Below are 17,150 nucleotides of genomic sequence, written 5' to 3'. Positions count from 1 at the left end.
GAAAATCAAAAAGCAAATTTATTAATTACCAACCGAATTGGACTACTATATATCCCAGTTATTACCGTTAAAATTGCCATAAATAATAGACAAAAGAGCATAAGTAATGGTACCTCATTAAGTGTCATTCCAGCGTTTGATGCTGCGCTATTTTCAAAATACATTTTCTCTACCACACTCCACATATATATTAGTGCAAGAAAAGAGCAAGCAGCAAAAACTGCAAGGGAAATCCATGAATGAGATTCGATAATTGCTTTCATCATATACCACTTACTTACAAAGCCATTTGTCAAAGGTACACCGATTAATGCGAAACTAAGTAGAGTAAATGCAAGTGTTGTATAGGGCATTGACTTTTTTAGTCCTGATAAATTTTCTATTTTTGTCATACCAAACTTATAAGAAATACACCCTGCAGTCATGAATAAAGACGTTTTTATCATGCTATGATTTACTATGTGAAGAACTGCTGAAAACAAACCTGCTTTTGAATTTAAACCCAGCATTAAAATTATATAGCCAATATGACTGATACTGGAGTGAGCAAAAAGTCTTTTTATATCTTTTTCGATCATTGCAGATATTGATCCAAATACAACAGCACAAAGCGCAAGGATGATCATCACGTTGCTTAGTGGTAAGAAAAAATTTTGCTGAAAAACAGTGTAAAAGATTCTAATAAAAACATATATCATCACTTTGGTTACTGTACCTGAAAAAAATATGCTAATGAAGCTAGGTGCTTCACTATATGCGTTAACCAGCCATCTGCTGAGTGGAAACAGTGCCATTTTGATTGAGAGACCAACAAAAATGAATAATGTACCAAGTCTTATGATGTTATTATCGTATAATGGTACTATTCTTTCAGCCATGTCAGACATGTTGAGCGTTCCGGTCATAGAATATAAAAGGCCGATGCCAAACAAGTAAAATGTTGCTCCTACAGTACCACTAATGAGGTATTCAAATGCTGCAACTAAAGCTTTCTTATCCCTTCCCATTGAAACTAAAACATAAGAAGAAAGAGATGAAATTTCTAAAAAGACATAAAGGTTGAATATATCGTTTGTTACTAAAATTCCAAGTAATCCACTCAAGCACAGTAAAAATAGAGAATAAAAACCAATGATTTTGTTTTTGCTAATCTCTTTTTCATTAATATGAAAGCTATAAAGCACACTAATCAGCGCTATAAAATTCACCAAAGTTAGAATCAAGGAGTTCAATATGTCGATTCTCAACTCTATTCCGTATGGAGGAGCCCAATCTCCAAGATAATAAGTTATAATTTCACCATTGTATGTTTTCACTAGCAACATTAATGAAATAAAGAAAGTAGCTGCCGTTGTAAAAAAAGAGATAAACCAGGACACCTTATGTTTCCTGGTAAGAAAGCAGAACATCGATGCAATTATTGGTATAATAACTTGTAGAATTGGTAATTGCATTAAACTGTTGTTAATACATCGTTAAAGTATTAGTATATATAATACTTTTTGTTTTAATACCTTTATGTTGTCTAAAATTTATAATGCAGTAACAAACTTATTAAGGATAAAAGGTAAACTTATAGGTAGGGATGAAAACGTAAATTCTTACTATGAGTCAAGTAAAGGGAAAAGATGGGTAATATATGGTAATGTTTCTGAGCCCACAACAATTCCTCCAGAATGGCATATATGGCTGCATTATACTAATAATGAAGTACCAGTTAATAATAACAAAAGAAAAACTCCTAATTTAACAGGTACGAAAGGTGCATACTACCCAAATCAAAAGGTGAAAAACTACTATGAAAGCTGGAATCCTAATAATTAAAGATGCGAAGGTCAAATATACTTGAAATGATTGCTGGATCATTTGTATTAATTTTCACTATTTTTCTTGTCTTCTTCTCTATTAATAAGCTATCTTACATAAAGAGAAACTATAAGGATTGCTATAAAATACATGGCCTTTTTACTGATGCTAACGGTGTAGGGGTTGGTGATAGTGTCAAGATCTCTGGTGTGGAAATCGGAAGCATAACTGGTGTATCGCTTGACAAAGCTACCTACATAGCACGAATCGATATGTGCATAAGCAGAGACATAAAGTTGCCAATTGATAGCTCAGCTCTAATCGCTAGTAGTGGAGTTGTTGGTAGTAAATTTGTTAATATATTACCTGGTGCAGATCCTAAATCAATTTCACACGGTGGTAAAATAGCGCATACTCAAGCTGAAGCAAATATGGGTGGAATAGTGGATAAAATTATTGGCATGTTTACAAAGTGAGAATAAGAACACATAAGCCAACTTGGCCTATGTACAATTAAGGGATTTTTCTATCAATAGCTTGAAGTTGTTCAGCGTTTGAATTATCAAGATTTCTGCTAGGTTTTACATTCCTAATAATCTCAACAAATGCTTGTACTTTCAGTATAGGAGTGTTTTTTTTACGTACTTAGGGAAGTGTTAAATAAACTGTATCAAACCGAGAAGTAATAATAAAATAGAAACAAAAAATGGAGGTTTGACAGTGAGTCAAGCAAACAGAACTACCGGTTTGGTAGACTATAAAGAATTAGAAACAAATATCTTATCGTCTATACGAGAAGGAAGACCATTGACGGAAAGAGATGGTGCATTAACACCGTTTGTAAAAAGGCTACTGGAATCGAGTCTGGAAGGTGAAATAAAAAATCACTTGTCGGCTAAAAGCGAAGAAAATAACCGAAGAAATTGAAGAAATTCAAAGACTTTACGGACAAGTGTAGGTTCATTTGAGTTATTGACACCAAGGGATAGGGAAGGAAGCTGTGAGCCACAAGTAGTCAGAAAAAGGCAAACAACCGAACTTGAAGCAAAGGTTTTAAACGCTAATTCTGGATTAAAAAGAGAATAGAAAAGTCAGGAGAGTAGGGTAAACTCAACAAATAGAAAAAAATAGATGAGGTTACCCATGGAAGATATAACAAAACTGTTTTGTCTGGTCGATGATTTTTGCAGAGATATAGAGAAAAATTTTGCAGATAAACTACTGCCAAACGGTAAAAACCCACAAGAGTGCCAGAAATTACACATTCGGAAATTATCACAATAATCCTCCTGTATCAGCAATCTCCCTGTGAAAATTTTAAGGCTTTCTACCTGCATTACCTAACATCGCTCTACAAATCAGAGTTTTCGAAGTTGCCTTCATACACTAGGTTTGTTGCTCTAAAGCCCAGGGTTTTGTGGCATTTAGCCATGCTATTACAGTGCCTTTGCGGATGGTCAGAACTTACTGGAATCTCATACATAGATACAACTCCTATTGCAGTTTGTCATGCAAAAAGAATATCAAGAAATAAGGTTTTTGCTGGAATTGCAAAATTAAGCAAGAGTACATATGGCTGGTTTTTCGGCTTTAAACTACATTTGATAATTAACGAGAAAGGTGAAATTCAAGCTTTTACGCTTACAAGAGGTAATGTTGACGATAGAGAGCCTGTAGCAAACCTAACTAAGAAATTAACCGGTCTTTTGTTTGGTGATAAAGGCTATATTAAAAAAGAGCTTTTCCAAGAGTTGTTTAACCGCGGTTTGAAACTTGTTACCAAGGTGAAAAAGGGGATGAAAAACGCATTAATTTCACTACATGAAAAGATTTTGCTGAGAAAAAGGTCGATCATTGAGACGATTTTTGGCTACCTCAAAAATAGACTTGAAATTGAACATACTCGCCATAGGTCTCCCGTTAATTTCTTGGTTCACATCTTTTCTACTCTCATTTCCTATTCCTTGAAATCCAAAAAGCCTTCCATTTCCTATACTTTCTTCCTTCCTTAATCCAGAATTAGCGTTATAAGCACTGACACTATCTCACGATCAAATAGAGCACCTCCTCCTCCGCTTTGTAGTACTCTTTCTAATTTCTTCTGTAAGTTTTTCACTATTATTCATAAAATATACTCCTCGTTAATAACAAATTATTTTTAATTATTTACTGCTGTTTTTTATCAGCATTGGCATAGAGCCATAGCTTTTGAGTGAAGTCAAATCAATTTTTCAATCTTTTTTACTTATTTTTTCATGGATAGGTAAAGATATTAATATATATTTGTTTTCAAGTTATGTAAAAAGGTTGTTGTTAATCAATTATTTTAGAAATAACATCAGTAGAAAAACCTAACTGAAGTAAATTATTTGCAACTTTCATTTCCTCTATTTTGTAAATCTTTTCTTTGTAAATTTGCTTTCTTTGCAAGAAAAATTCTGCCCATATATTTAGCTCATCTCGTGATTCTTGATTGTCAATTTTTCTATATTCCCTCGCCCAACTTAATAAATCATTTTCTGCTTCACCATCTTCATAATTATCTTCTTCCTTTATCAGATCTTCAGCATTCACTGATAATTCTCTTGCTATCTCCCACAACCTTTCACTTAAAAGAGTAACACTACCTTGCTCATAATGATGTATCTGTGAGGGACCTACATCTAGCTTTTTTGCTAATTCTTCTTGTGTATAGCCTCTGATTATTCTCCACTTCTTGATCTCTTGTCCTCCATTTTGACTTGTACAGCCGATACTATCTTTATCAGCATATTCTTCAGTTGATAAGCCCGTTGCTCGATAGATAATGTCATTATCAAACTCTGCCTTAACTAGATTCTTTGCAATTCTTATTCTTGCTGCTTTGATATTACTTTCCTTTTCAGCTTGAATAGATTGGGTCAAAGCATAAACCACCTTGCGTAGTTCTCGCTCTCCTATTTGTATGTATCTTTGCATTAGATTATACATTGCTTGTTCCTTAGCTTTATCAAAACAGCTATTTTCTCTTAGCACCTTTCGTTTGGGAAATAGATTTCTAATAGGAACTGATAATGCATCTGCTAATATTTTTAACTTCCCAATTGGAATGCCACATGCTCCTTGCTCATATCTAATACCAATTCCCGCTATACAAGCAACGAATAGAAAATAATGGAAAAAAGCCATACTGAAGTAAGTAAAATAGCGAGGTTTAGATGGCATTAAGATCAAAATTATTGGATGAAAAAGTGGTGAAATCAGCAAAAGAGATGCTGAAGAGAGTAAGAAATAATGCGTATGTTGCAAAAAAACTAAATGCTGTAATTGCAGCAAAAAAGCACAGTATAACAGCTGTAGCAAAAATATGTTGCATTTCGAGAAAGGCAATTACTACATGGATAAAGCACATAAAATTTGGAAGAGAAGAAAAATTATTTGCTCCACCTCAACGCCGTAGAAAAACTATATTGAACCAAAGTCAACTTGAACGAATTGAGTTGTGGATAGAGGAAAACCCCAATATTACTATTAGAGAAATGAGAATAAGAATCCAAGAAAGATTTGGTTTGAATATCAGCAAATCCGCAATACATCGTAATATGCAAAGAATGAAATTCTCATATATCACACCAAGACCAGTTCATAGTGGACAAGATAAAAACAAGCAAGAGGAGTTTAAAAAAAAACTCAATGAAACTATTGTCATGCATTCTGAAAAAGAGCTATTTTTCTTCGATGAATCACGGTTTGGTACACATTCGAAAGTTGGACATGGGTGGTTTAAAAAAGGCAGTAGGACACAGGTTAAGGTAAAATTAGGTAGGGAAAATTTTTATCTCTATAGTGCAGTTAATCCCAGAAATGGAGAGAATTTTAGCTTATTTGCACCAAACGTCAACACTGATTGTATAAATATATTCCTTGAACAGATGTCGCAATATTTAGGAATACGAAAGGCTTTTCTCTTGATGGATTGCGCTAGTTGGCATAAGTCAAAAAATTTAAAGGCACCTAAAAATATCGAAATTATATACCTACCACCATACTCACCTGAACTCAATCCTGTTGAGAGGTTTTGGTTATATATAAAACAGAACATTTTACGCAATAAAATCTACGATACAATTGTTCTGCTTGAATGCGCTTTGTGTAAATTTATTACCTCTCTTTCCCCTTCCACGGTTAAACAACTCTGCTATGCTTCTTATTTGGTTCATTAATAATGAGAATTGGTATAAGCAGCGTATGATAGTTTATGTTTACTTTGCCTGCTAAATCTTTCAGAGTATATTTTCTCTTTAACCTCCAGCTTCTTACTTTGTGTTCTATCTGATACCTTATCGAGATGTTTGTCATAAATATTATACGGGTTAACATTACGTTTAATTGTTGAATATTTCTTCAGAATTGCGTATAATTATTAATGCTTTTTATCTTACTTTCTCATGGCTCTTTCTAAGTTTCTCGATCCAAAACTGGACCTGACCTTTAAGAAGATTTTTGGTACTGAAAAAAATAAGAATATCCTTATCCACTTTTTGAATGATATCTTAGGCTTTACTGGAGTCAATGCTATTCAAGATGTTGAGTTCCTCAGCACCATTATGGACCCTGAAATTGCCTCTGATAAGCAGAGTATTGTTGATGTTCTTTGCAGAGATTCCACTGGTGCCAGATACGTGATTGAAATGCAACTCGCTCGTGATAAAGGCTTCGAAAAACGGGCTCAATTATATGCTGCTAAGGCTTACTCAAGGCAGGCTGATAAAGGTGGTAAGTACATCGATTTAAAGAAGGTTTTCTTTATTGCTATTTCCAATTGTAATTTATTTCCTGATAAGCCTGATTATATATCTAGCCATACCATAAGAGATGAAAAAACTAACGAGCATGACTTAAAAGATTTTCAATTTATCTTCATTGAGCTGCCAAAGTTTCCTAAGAGCAGAGAAGAGCAGCTAGAAAATGTAGTAGATCGTTGGCTGTTTTTTTTTAAATACGCAGAAGAAACAACTGATGAAGATTTGAGAAAAATAGCAGAAAAATCACCAATAATAAAATTAGCATATGATGAGTTAGATAAGTTTCACTGGAATGAGAAGGATCTTGTAGCTTATGAAGAAAGGGTCATGGATTTACAAAAAGAAGCTGCTATCTTAGAACAGAAACTTGATGATGCTACTCAAAAAGGTAGACAAGAAGGTATTCAAATCGGCGAGGAAAGAGGTATTCAAATCGGCGAGGAAAGAGGTAAAATTGAAGGTAAAATTGAAGGTAAAATTGAAGTTGCAAAAAATTTACTTAAAGCTGGCATCTCTATTGACGTTGTATCGCAAACTACAGGTCTTTCTTTCGATAAGATCAAACAGTTACAGGCAGAAAAGACCTCATAGTTCCCTCAATTTATCCCTCTGCTTATTCCTTTAACTACTGATGTTCCATTTAAGAATGTATCAGGCTTTTTAGATAACTCTACTTTACTTGAAACTTCCTGACTCAAGTCTTTGTAAGGCTTTTCTACTTTCTGTTGTAGCACTTTTTCCCCTTCTAATTGACTTCTTAAGTGAACTAGAAACTTATCAGTTTGTTTGAATTCTGGACATGCTTCTTTTGCAAATGAATATAGGGTTTTTGCTATTTCAGAAAATCTTCCATTTATTATTTTTCTAACTATAGCTGATTGCACTGCCACAGGATCTAAGTTTAGGTTTGTCAGTGATATTCCTGACTTAATAGCAGTTTTATTTAGCACTTTCTCAAATCTATTTGTAATATTGAGTGCATAGCCCTGTGCTTCTAGTAGAGATATAGACTGACCTACTGTAGAAACATACTTTTGACCTGTAAATTTTCTAATGAGCATGTCAAGTAATAGTATTGTACCATTTATATCCGTTTGTGCATCAACTTGTGAGATTATACTTGAAGTGCTTGGCGTTTCCCTATATTTATACCAATTCCCGCTATACAAGCAACGAATAGAAAATAATGGAAAAAAAGCCATACTGAAGTAAGTAAAATAGCGAGGTTTAGATGGCATTAAGATCAAAATTATTGGATGAAAAAGTGGTGAAATCAGCAAAAGAGATGCTGAAGAGAGTAAGAAATAATGCGTATGTTGCAAAAAAACTAAATGCTGTAATTGCAGCAAAAAAGCACAGTATAACAGCTGTAGCAAAAATATGTTGCATTTCGAGAAAGGCAATTACTACATGGATAAAGCACATAAAATTTGGAAGAGAAGAAAAATTATTTGCTCCACCTCAACGCCGTAGAAAAACTATATTGAACCAAAGTCAACTTGAACGAATTGAGTTGTGGATAGAGGAAAACCCCAATATTACTATTAGAGAAATGAGAATAAGAATCCAAGAAAGATTTGGTTTGAATATCAGAAAATCCGCAATACATCGTAATATGCAAAGAATGAAATTCTCATATATCACACCAAGACCAGTTCATAGTGGACAAGATAAAAACAAGCAAGAGGAGTTTAAAAAAAAACCTCAATGAAACTATTGTCATGCATTCTGAAAAGAGCTATTTTTCTTCGATGAATCACGGTTTGGTACACATTCGAAAGTTGGACATGGGTGGTTTAAAAAAGGCAGTAGGACACAGGTTAAGGTAAAATTAGGTAGGGAAAATTTTTATCTCTATAGTGCAGTTAATCCCAGAAATGGAGAGAATTTTAGCTTATTTGCACCAAACGTCAACACTGATTGTATAAATATATTCCTTGAACAGATGTCGCAATATTTAGGAATACGAAAGGCTTTTCTCTTGATGGATTGCGCTAGTTGGCATAAGTCAAAAAATTTAAAGGCACCTAAAAATATCGAAATTATATACCTACCACCATACTCACCTGAACTCAATCCTGTTGAGAGGTTTTGGTTATATATAAAACAGAACATTTTACGCAATAAAATCTACGATACAATTGTTCTGCTTGAATGCGCTTTGTGTAAATTTATTACCTCTCTTTCCCCTTCCACGGTTAAACAACTCTGCTATGCTTCTTATTTGGTTCATTAATAATGAGAATTGGTATTAGAACCTAATAACCCACCTATAGAGCTTGTTATCCAACCAAACAAACCATTTATCCATGAAGATGGTCTTGTTCCACTACTTGCTACTACTTCAGGTTGTTCTATACTAAGAGGTTTACGGGATAAGTGAATATGATGATAATCGTGATCTCCATGATGATGACGGTGCTTGCGTTGTAGAGGTTTTTCTACTGTATTAGGGCTTTTTAAATCTACGCCAACCTCTTGTCGTAAGTACTCCACAATACCGTAATTTCCCTCTGCTGCAGCTATCCTTAAAGGTGTTATACCATGCTTGTCTTGAATGTTGACATCAGCACCAGCACTCACAAGGAACTTCACTATGTCCATTTTATTGTAGTAAGCAGCCTCATGCAGTGGAGTTCTACGCTCAGTAAAGTATTGAGCATTGAAATCAGCTCCTTTCTCTACCAATTTTTTTACTACTGCTAAATTACCTAAAGCTGCAGCATAGTGTAATGGAGTTAGACCATTATCATCTCTAAAATCAACACTAGCTCCTTCTCCTAACAAGAATGTTACTTCATCTAAATCATTCTCTTTACTAGCCTGATGTAAAGAGAATCCATTATATGAACTATCTTTTAATTGTTTAATTATATTTCTTGCATCATGTACCTCAGATACTCTATCTTGAATAGATATACTTTTACCATCACTGAATACTATTGTCGCATCTATAAATTGTTCTTCTAAAAGATAAAAATTGACAAACACAATAGCATAATTCTGACCTTCTTTAGAGTTAAATAAATTACTAAGTATAAGATCATTACCATTACGTACAAAACCGTAATTACCGATACCCCTATCAGATACATTTAACTCTTTAGTATCTTGCAGATCTTCTGAGTAGATTTTTTTAGCATTTTTCAATATATCTACAATATCACTGTCATGATTGGTATAAACTAAAGGTAGTATACCTAATCTTGCAACATTACCATATCTTATCAGCTTCATTGGTATATCATTTAGTACAACTTTCCATCTTTTGTAGGAATCATTAATCAAAGCACCCTGCATCCTAATTTCCAGTAGATCGAAGTGATATCCACTAAGCCTGATTTTAAAAAGTAAATCATCATTATCTTTATGGATCAAACTTATAACTTTTGTATGAAGATCTTTGCGAATTTGGCTTATTAAATCAGACAAAATTAAAGTTTGCTCACCCGAATCAACTCTATCAATTATTATATTAGGTATCTTTGTATCAGGATTTAGTTTATTGTAACCAGAAATTATAACATAAGTATTATTACCACCGTTGCCTACAAGGTAATTAACACAACCTTCCACTTTATTGTATAATAAGTTGTTATCGCCATTACCTATTGATACACATCTATTTGTGTTTGACTTTGCGAACACTGACCAACCCAATTCTCTCGCTACTCTAGAGTATTTACTAGTAACATCACGTATTTCAATTGGGTATGTGATATACAACCTTTTTTCTTCTAAATTCAAAGAAGTTCCATCACTTAACATAAGCTTTAAATTTTCTATACTTTGTGATTGAATATTTAAGCAGAAGTGACCAACTTCACATTCAGACCAGTTATTGATAGTATGGTTAGTGTGCCTATATATTACGTCTCCTTTACTTCTACTCATCACATAAAACTTTACTGTAATATTATATATCCCACCAGATCTATCAAAACTAATTACATCGATATCAAACAATCGACTTTCTTCAAAAAATATGTTGTGAACAGATGAACCATGTAATTCCATACGAGACACACCACCATATGAGCGATGCTTATCTATTGGTTTCACTAAATAAAAAAACTCACCTCCTGATGTTTTGCTGATAACCGAAGTGTAACGATGTATAGCTAAATTGAGCTTATAAGAGCACACTTTATTGCTATTTTCTGCTATATATATTTCATCCCACAATTCCGAAGAACTTGTATTTAACATCACGTCTTTTCTACCACCTCCCAAGAGATCAATAGTATTTATGTTGTTTCTACATACGATAATAGCTCTATCCGGCCTATCACTTCTCCCATAAAACCTATTGATGTTATACATCTCAACCTCTAGTCTTGGATTTTGTACATTTGGAGACGAATAAAGCAGGTTCGATTTTTCTTCTTCAAAATAAGCAAATAACCTTTCATTTCCAGAAATAAAACCTTCCATAAAGACAGCATTATCTCCATTAAGACCTCTAATGATACCGGTTGTACTACTTCCAAGAAAAACAAAGTCATCACTGTTGTTTCCACCAGTAATAGTTTTATGACCATTGTTGATTATAAATACATTTTTACGATCTCTAAACCCACTTGTCTCATCATTACCATCAAGTAATTTAAAGATAGCATCATCTCCTGTCCTAGAATGAGTATATTCCACCGCAATTGCATCTTTACAACGATAACCTTCATCTAATACACGACCACCTTCACCTTCTGGTGCACACATAACACTTCCTTCAGTTGGAAAATCAGGCGCCGTTCTGCTCCACATCACCTTTACCTTTTGGTCAAAAGATGCACTATTATCTTGTTTTATTTCAGGTACATAAACAATACGTTCTATCCTTTTATAATACCCAGGGTTATTAGCTAGTGATTTACAACCAGCATTAGGATAAAAAAGAGAATTAAAAAATACTTTTTCTATAAAATCACACCCTTGAAACACTTCCTTTCGGTCTATGCGAACACCCATACTAGGAACAACAATACTCTGAAAGTTCTTATTGCTCTTTAACCATTCCACAACATCAGCTACCACCTGATTATTAAATTCTTTTTCTCTCATTAACTTGGTTACATCCTCACTTACCTCCCTAAAAGTAAATGAACGCCAAGCCTCATTCCACCATTCCCCTGTTGTCAAAGGCATTACTTTATCAATTTCATTTGCTCTGTGTACAGCAATATAAACTTGTGATCCTATAGCAGTAACTACCACCACTGCAGTGCCAACTGGAAAGACTATAGATGCCACCGTTCCACTAGATGATATAGCTCCCGTTGCTATTCCCACCATAACTCCGGTTTCAACAACACCCTCTGCTATATAGATAGAGTTTTCTGCTACTCCTACACATGAATCATGGTCACCTTTTTCGCAACCTTCTATACTATCTATTAAATTTTTGATATCAAGTGGCATAGTAAACGCATTAGGAATAAAACTAGAAGAGAGTGTGATAGATGTGCCTAATATCTTGCTCCCAGATTTTATTAACTTTGCTCCTTTTGCAGCAACATGTTTGGATAACTTACCTAGACCATGCTGACCAGCAAGCATTCCAGCACTTACTACCACGCGGTCATAATTACCATTTGCAATATTTGATAACACGTCTTTACCTAATATTACATAATTCCCTATACCAGCAGTTTTTCCTATCTTCTCGAGTCCATTAATTATCTTTTGCTTAGTTATTAAACCCTTTACCTGATTCTTAAAATTACCAGTAATCTCTACATTATTAGATAGCTTAATCATGTCTTCATATTTTTCATCTCGTATAGGACCCTCAAAAAGCTTAATAAACTCTTCGCTATCTACCTCAAACTTTTCCCTATCTATTTCTATATCTGCACCATCAATATTAAATCTTATCCCCTTTCCTTTACTGATTTCTTGTATCTCTTTTTTTGTTAATGAAATTGATATACAGTTACGAAATGATGCTTCTCTCTTTCCTCTTGAATTCTTACCACTAAAGCACAATTTTTGACTACTACTAGACTTTGAGGAAGAAGGTATGTGAGAGTCAATTATTGAACTATGCATAACAGGAGATACAGTCAATTTATCACTTATTTGAATCGTGTTTTCTGCGTTCACACCTTTGAGTTTTGTACTCAAAGCAACTACAAAACCAGCAGCTTGTTTTCCATCAGTGATTGACTTTATATTCGGTGACTTTAAATACTCAGTTAGTTGCTTTTCTGCATCTAAAAAGTCTTTGCTACCCTTCTTGATGTCCTTTTTTAATTCAACAAGGATAGGTATGCCCTGTTTTGCATCTTTACCTATAGTCTGAATTGCTAAATCCACTCTTTTCCCTTTACCAACTTGAAACTCTGTAGGTACAAGAACCCTTAACTCGTCAGAATTAATATCGCTTAGCCCGGTTAGTATTCCATCGAATAATGCTTTATCCTGATATTCCTTTCCTTTCAGAGCATCAAAAAAGTACACTCTATTATTGTAGATTGCTTCAGAGATAGCATTGAACAATCTCTTATATTCTCCCATATCAACTTCTTTCACACCTGGGGAATTACCACCGATAAGCTTTCCTAATTTTTTGTGCTGATAGTTAACCGCAATCTTGAACTTTTCTTTGAGATTGTCTACATCAGAGTTTATATTATATTGATGACCTTTAGCATTCACTTTTTTAGATAAATATTCCTGTAATGCATAGGATTGAACTTTAACTTTTCCTTCGCTATGAAAATGTTGCCCAGGTGAAAACTGTGCCTTGCTACCATATGCTCCACTTACGTTTACTTCAACTACATTTTTAATCTCTGTACCTTGCTTCTTAATCTGATCTATAGGTAAAATCCCTTCATTTGCACTTTTTCGTCTTGTTTGCGCTCGATTTTCGTCCTTATAATTTATATTGAAGACAAGCAAGTTCTCTTCAACTTGAAAGAAAAAAGTATCTAGATCCTTATTGTTTTCATGCTTAAAAACTCCTTTACTCTTCACATCTTTCTTGTTCACTTTATCAATAATGAGAGATTGGCCTAGTATAAACTTACTCAGATAACCATACATACTCTCTGTAGAAGGAAATGAATAGTGTACCTCACTCAGTAGGTCTTGAATTTCTTTGCTTTTTTTATCATATGTTAATCCGAGCAAGGTTTGGAGAAATGGTTGTTTTGGAGTTTTTATTTTTTTTATAGATAATGCAGGTCCTCGACCATTTAAGTCTAAACCAACATAGACAATATCTTCAGAATTTGTGATTACACGCATTTTGTTCGAATGCATTCCCTTTGCATACCATTCCGCCTCTTCACGTGCTTTAGCTAGCGTATCCCTAATGCCTGATCTCTTTAACTCAACAATAATTGGTACTGCTGATTGAGAGCGATCCCTTCCTTATTACAAGAAACATATCAACATAACCTTACCCTGAAATAAGCTCTAAATTTGTTTTCAAATTACTACGGTAACGGAAGTTCATCAATTCACCTGTTATAAATCCATGTTGCAATGCTTCTACATTAAATAATTCCCTCAGTTTCTCTGATAATAAATCTCTTATCTTTTTATAAAGGTCACTAGAATAATTAAATAGCCTGTTTACAGGTTCAGCTCTTGAATCATTGTTGATATTCAAACCTTGTATATCCGAGATATACTTTTCTAATTTCTTATTAGCACTGCCTCCCTCAGTTCGAGAAATATCTATGAAACTGCTTGGAACTTGGTAATTATTATTCAATGGAGAACCGTCTAGTCTAATCTGTTGATCATGCACATTTACTACGCATACGTTACCATTGTACTTTTGCTTGTAAGTGTTTAACACTTCATTTATCTCTGTTTCCTTATTTTGCGTAAAGACAAATATCTTCTGTTGTTTACTCTCTTTACCGTGACTTAATACAACATTTAAATTTTTTCTATCATCAAGCTTAAAACTTATTTTATTAACATTCAGATTATCATAAATTTCTGTATCCTTAAGGCTAGCAAACATTCCAAGATACTGACCAGTGACAAATTCCTCTTTTCCTGGAGCTGAAGAAGCACCCTTAGACTTTGGCATCTGATCTATAAAAGACTGAGCTCTCTCTATAAATTCCGGAAATTTATCTTCTATCAGAAGCTCTATTAACTCTTTTTGTATATTTGTCATTTTCTTACCTACTTATACCACTCACCAAAGAATCACATCTTACACCACCAATGCACGATGAAACACTCTGTTCAAACTTCACTTTACCCTCTATCATCTTATAGAACGCGTCACCAGTGACTTCTTTAAGCCAGTAGAAAAACCATTGGGAATTGTCCACTCTTTCCTCGATAGACTCCATAAACTCTCTTGTCTTTCCTTGCCTATAAAAATTAAAAATCTCATTAATATCTAGACCTTTTAACTCCTCACACTCTGTCAACGCTAATTCTGGATTAAGGAAGGAAGAAAGTATAGGAAATGGAAGACTTTTTGGATTTCAAGGAATAGGAAATGAGAGTAGAAAAGATGTGAACCAAGAAATTAACGGGAGATCTATGGCGAGTATGTTCAATTTCAAGTCTATTTTTGAGGTAGCCAAAAATCGTCTCAATGATCGACCTTTTTCTCAGCAAAATCTTTTCATGTAGTGAAATTAATGCGTTTTTCATCCCCTTTTTCACCTTGGTAACAAGTTTCAAACCGCGGTTAAACAACTCTTGGAAAAGCTCTTTTTTAATATAGCCTTTATCACCAAACAAAAGACCGGTTAATTTCTTAGTTAGGTTTGCTACAGGCTCTCTATCGTCAACATTACCTCTTGTAAGCGTAAAAGCTTGAATTTCACCTTTCTCGTTAATTATCAAATGTAGTTTAAAGCCGAAAAACCAGCCATATGTACTCTTGCTTAATTTTGCAATTCCAGCAAAAACCTTATTTCTTGATATTCTTTTTGCATGGCAAACTGCAATAGGAGTTGTATCTATGTATGAGATTCCAGTAAGTTCTGACCATCCGCAAAGGCACTGTAATAGCATGGCTAAATGCCACAAAACCCTGGACTTTAGAGCAACAAACCTAGTGTATGAAGGCAACTTCGAAAACTCTGATTTGTAGAGCAATGTTAGGTAATGCAGGTAGAAAGCCTTAAAATTTTCACAGGGAGATTGCTGATACAGGAGGATTATTGTGATAATTTCCGAATGTGTAATTTCTGGCACTCTTGTGGGTTTTTTACCGTTTGGCAGTAGTTTATCTGCAAAATTTTTCTCTATATCTCTGCAAAAATCATCGACCAGACAAAACAGTTTTGTTATATCTTCCATGGGTAACCTCATCTATTTTTTTCTATTTGTTGAGTTTACCCTACTCTCCTGACTTTTCTATTCTCTTTTTAATCCAGAATTAGCGTTGTCAGAGTATTTAATACTAGATTATCTACATAATCTATAAATTTATCTCCATCTTGAAAGAATTTGAGAACCTCATTCTGCAATAGTGCTCTTTCATCTTTGATATACAAAGTACTGCATATGCTTGACCCTGGATAAGTGAGAAAGCCTCTTTTTATCTGTTCTGGAGATGCAGAGTTTAATACTAGCTTTAAAGGATCTACAAGCACCTCCAACTCGTCTGAGTCTTTGAGTGCATCAAAAATATAGTACAGGTCACTCAAACAATATCGTCTATGTTCTTCAAGTTGCTCAAATGTCCATATCCAGGAGAAAAAATCAAAGCTTTGTTTTTTTAGCTTATAAGGAGCGTTATGCACCTTCTGAAGAGTACCACAAATTAAACTGTCTCCATATCTCTCACAATCAATGACATTGAAGTCTAGAACAGATATTAGTTCTTTAGCTTCGTTATACAAATAATTATCGATTAAACTAAATATAGTACCAAAGTAATTTTCGAATTTACAAGATTCTTCGACAAAGTATTTGTATTTCGCACTTCCAAGATGGTCAAGAGAGAATTCTATAAGGTTAAAGTTGTTTTCTCTATTAAAACAACACAGGGAATAAGCATTAATCCCCAAATTGACTAGAATATCCTCTCTCTCCTTTTCTTCATATTGATGTTTTATCTTGCTCCAAAAGAATTCTAGTGCTTCTCTACTTCCTTGTTCTTTAGCACATTCAAAACCACACTTCCATATATCATTGATATTATCAATATCAAAGTCCTCACTATATTTTGATAACAACTCCTTAAAGCTTGAGAAAATTACAGGATTCGGATTTTCTATACCTACAATGTTTATGTAATGTGACCAAAACTTTATCAGCGGACCCTCACCATTTCTATTGAGTATGTCAGAGACAAACTTTTCTGTTGTCCAACTCTCGTTGTAATTATCTGATCTAAAAAATAGTTCACGTATATGTTCCTCTGAACAAAGGAGACAAGCAAAATCATACAATTGTGTTGTCAAACAACTATGATCTATTTGTTCAATATTTATTCTCTTTATAAGCTCTTTTCCAAGAATCAAATTATTTAACCTAATGTTATGATTCCAAAAGCGATTATCAATCATCAGAATATTCAATACATTAATAACCTTATCGATACTTTCTTTATCTATGTGATAGAACATT

At 34.0% G+C, this 17,150-nt stretch carries 12 protein-coding genes and 3 pseudogenes; 7 read left to right on the top strand and 8 right to left on the bottom strand.

Going from position 1 to position 17,150, the window contains the following annotated elements:
- Positions 1–5 precede the first annotated feature (5 nt).
- The gene (locus O1Q06_RS06380) at positions 6–1,454 is read right to left on the bottom strand and encodes a proton-conducting transporter membrane subunit (protein WP_410542445.1); all 1,449 of its coding nucleotides are present in this window, start codon (positions 1,452–1,454) and stop codon (positions 6–8) included.
- A 64-nt stretch (positions 1,455–1,518) separates the two neighbouring features.
- On the opposite strand from O1Q06_RS06380, the gene O1Q06_RS06375 reads away from it, so the two are divergent.
- The 4 genes and pseudogenes from O1Q06_RS06375 to O1Q06_RS06360 all read left to right on the top strand — a co-directional run bounded on the left by O1Q06_RS06375 (position 1,519) and on the right by O1Q06_RS06360 (position 3,818).
- Entirely contained in the window at positions 1,519–1,824 is a 306-nt protein-coding gene (locus tag O1Q06_RS06375) for an NADH-ubiquinone oxidoreductase subunit NDUFA12 family protein (protein WP_410542444.1), read from the top strand.
- A gap of 2 nt (positions 1,825–1,826) precedes the next feature.
- The gene (locus O1Q06_RS06370) at positions 1,827–2,282 is read left to right on the top strand and encodes an outer membrane lipid asymmetry maintenance protein MlaD (protein ID WP_410542443.1); all 456 of its coding nucleotides are present in this window, start codon (positions 1,827–1,829) and stop codon (positions 2,280–2,282) included.
- Between the two features lie 238 nt (positions 2,283–2,520).
- Positions 2,521–2,865: pseudogene (locus O1Q06_RS06365) on the top strand (transposase); the annotation flags it as partial.
- An 84-nt stretch (positions 2,866–2,949) separates the two neighbouring features.
- Positions 2,950–3,818: pseudogene (locus O1Q06_RS06360) on the top strand (IS982 family transposase).
- 301 nt (positions 3,819–4,119) lie between these two features.
- Here the strand turns inward: O1Q06_RS06360 and O1Q06_RS06355 are convergent.
- Positions 4,120–5,010, bottom strand: coding sequence for a helix-turn-helix domain-containing protein (locus O1Q06_RS06355; RefSeq protein WP_410542442.1), 891 nt, complete (start codon positions 5,008–5,010; stop codon positions 4,120–4,122).
- Here O1Q06_RS06355 and O1Q06_RS06350 point away from each other — a divergent pair.
- Together O1Q06_RS06350 and O1Q06_RS06345 are read left to right on the top strand one after the other, a co-directional pair.
- Positions 5,004–6,008, top strand: coding sequence for an IS630 family transposase (locus tag O1Q06_RS06350; RefSeq protein ID WP_410542236.1), 1,005 nt, complete (start codon positions 5,004–5,006; stop codon positions 6,006–6,008). The two genes, O1Q06_RS06355 and O1Q06_RS06350, sit on opposite strands and share 7 nt — an antisense overlap.
- Positions 6,009–6,233: 225 nt before the next feature.
- Positions 6,234–7,181: an Rpn family recombination-promoting nuclease/putative transposase gene (locus tag O1Q06_RS06345; protein WP_410542237.1), complete on the top strand. Its 948-nt coding sequence runs from the start codon at positions 6,234–6,236 to the stop codon at positions 7,179–7,181.
- Positions 7,182–7,186: 5 nt separating this feature from the next.
- Here the strand turns inward: O1Q06_RS06345 and O1Q06_RS06340 are convergent, their stop codons facing one another.
- The gene (locus tag O1Q06_RS06340) at positions 7,187–7,828 is read right to left on the bottom strand and encodes a latrotoxin-related protein (protein WP_410542238.1); all 642 of its coding nucleotides are present in this window, start codon (positions 7,826–7,828) and stop codon (positions 7,187–7,189) included.
- Between O1Q06_RS06340 and O1Q06_RS06335 the strand changes: the two are divergent.
- Positions 7,822–8,826: pseudogene (locus O1Q06_RS06335) on the top strand (IS630 family transposase). The gene O1Q06_RS06340 and the pseudogene O1Q06_RS06335 overlap by 7 nt on opposite strands.
- On the opposite strand, the gene O1Q06_RS06330 reads toward O1Q06_RS06335, so the two are convergent.
- The 5 genes from O1Q06_RS06330 to O1Q06_RS06310 all read right to left on the bottom strand — a co-directional run bounded on the left by O1Q06_RS06330 (position 8,823) and on the right by O1Q06_RS06310 (position 17,149).
- On the bottom strand, positions 8,823–13,841 hold the full coding sequence (locus O1Q06_RS06330; protein ID WP_410542441.1) for an ankyrin repeat domain-containing protein: 5,019 nt from the start codon (positions 13,839–13,841) through the stop codon (positions 8,823–8,825). The pseudogene O1Q06_RS06335 and the gene O1Q06_RS06330 sit on opposite strands and share 4 nt — an antisense overlap.
- A 154-nt stretch (positions 13,842–13,995) precedes the next feature.
- On the bottom strand, positions 13,996–14,730 hold the full coding sequence (locus O1Q06_RS06325) for a hypothetical protein (RefSeq protein ID WP_410542440.1): 735 nt from the start codon (positions 14,728–14,730) through the stop codon (positions 13,996–13,998).
- 4 nt (positions 14,731–14,734) lie between these two features.
- Positions 14,735–14,992, bottom strand: a complete 258-nt coding sequence (locus O1Q06_RS06320) for a hypothetical protein (protein WP_410542439.1) — start codon at positions 14,990–14,992, stop codon at positions 14,735–14,737.
- Positions 14,993–15,005: 13 nt separating this feature from the next.
- A complete protein-coding gene (locus O1Q06_RS06315) occupies positions 15,006–15,875 on the bottom strand; it encodes an IS982 family transposase (RefSeq protein WP_410542438.1) in 870 nt (289 codons plus the stop codon).
- 68 nt (positions 15,876–15,943) lie between these two features.
- Positions 15,944–17,149, bottom strand: coding sequence for a hypothetical protein (locus tag O1Q06_RS06310; RefSeq protein WP_410542437.1), 1,206 nt, complete (start codon positions 17,147–17,149; stop codon positions 15,944–15,946).
- Position 17,150 lies beyond the last annotated feature (1 nt).

It is taken from the genome of Wolbachia endosymbiont of Tetranychus urticae (genome assembly GCF_046529255.1).
In the GTDB taxonomy this organism is placed as follows: Bacteria; Pseudomonadota; Alphaproteobacteria; order Rickettsiales; family Anaplasmataceae; genus Wolbachia.
The sequence above is the reverse complement of the archived record's forward strand: the minus strand, read 5'-3'. Positions and strand labels throughout refer to the sequence as shown.

What these genes read in the sequence shown, in the direction of transcription:
- O1Q06_RS06380 (WP_410542445.1), bottom strand. Translation starts at nt 1,454, where the DNA reads ATGCAATTACCAATTCTACAAGTTATTATACCAATAATTGCATCGATG.
- O1Q06_RS06375 (WP_410542444.1), top strand. Translation starts at nt 1,519, where the DNA reads ATGTTGTCTAAAATTTATAATGCAGTAACAAACTTATTAAGGATAAAA.
- O1Q06_RS06370 (WP_410542443.1), top strand. Translation starts at nt 1,827, where the DNA reads ATGCGAAGGTCAAATATACTTGAAATGATTGCTGGATCATTTGTATTA.
- O1Q06_RS06350 (WP_410542236.1), top strand. Translation starts at nt 5,004, where the DNA reads ATGGCATTAAGATCAAAATTATTGGATGAAAAAGTGGTGAAATCAGCA.
- O1Q06_RS06355 (WP_410542442.1), bottom strand. Translation starts at nt 5,010, where the DNA reads ATGCCATCTAAACCTCGCTATTTTACTTACTTCAGTATGGCTTTTTTC.
- O1Q06_RS06345 (WP_410542237.1), top strand. Translation starts at nt 6,234, where the DNA reads ATGGCTCTTTCTAAGTTTCTCGATCCAAAACTGGACCTGACCTTTAAG.
- O1Q06_RS06340 (WP_410542238.1), bottom strand. Translation starts at nt 7,828, where the DNA reads ATGCCATCTAAACCTCGCTATTTTACTTACTTCAGTATGGCTTTTTTT.
- O1Q06_RS06330 (WP_410542441.1), bottom strand. Translation starts at nt 13,841, where the DNA reads ATGCGTGTAATCACAAATTCTGAAGATATTGTCTATGTTGGTTTAGAC.
- O1Q06_RS06325 (WP_410542440.1), bottom strand. Translation starts at nt 14,730, where the DNA reads ATGACAAATATACAAAAAGAGTTAATAGAGCTTCTGATAGAAGATAAA.
- O1Q06_RS06315 (WP_410542438.1), bottom strand. Translation starts at nt 15,875, where the DNA reads ATGGAAGATATAACAAAACTGTTTTGTCTGGTCGATGATTTTTGCAGA.
- O1Q06_RS06310 (WP_410542437.1), bottom strand. Translation starts at nt 17,149, where the DNA reads ATGTTCTATCACATAGATAAAGAAAGTATCGATAAGGTTATTAATGTA.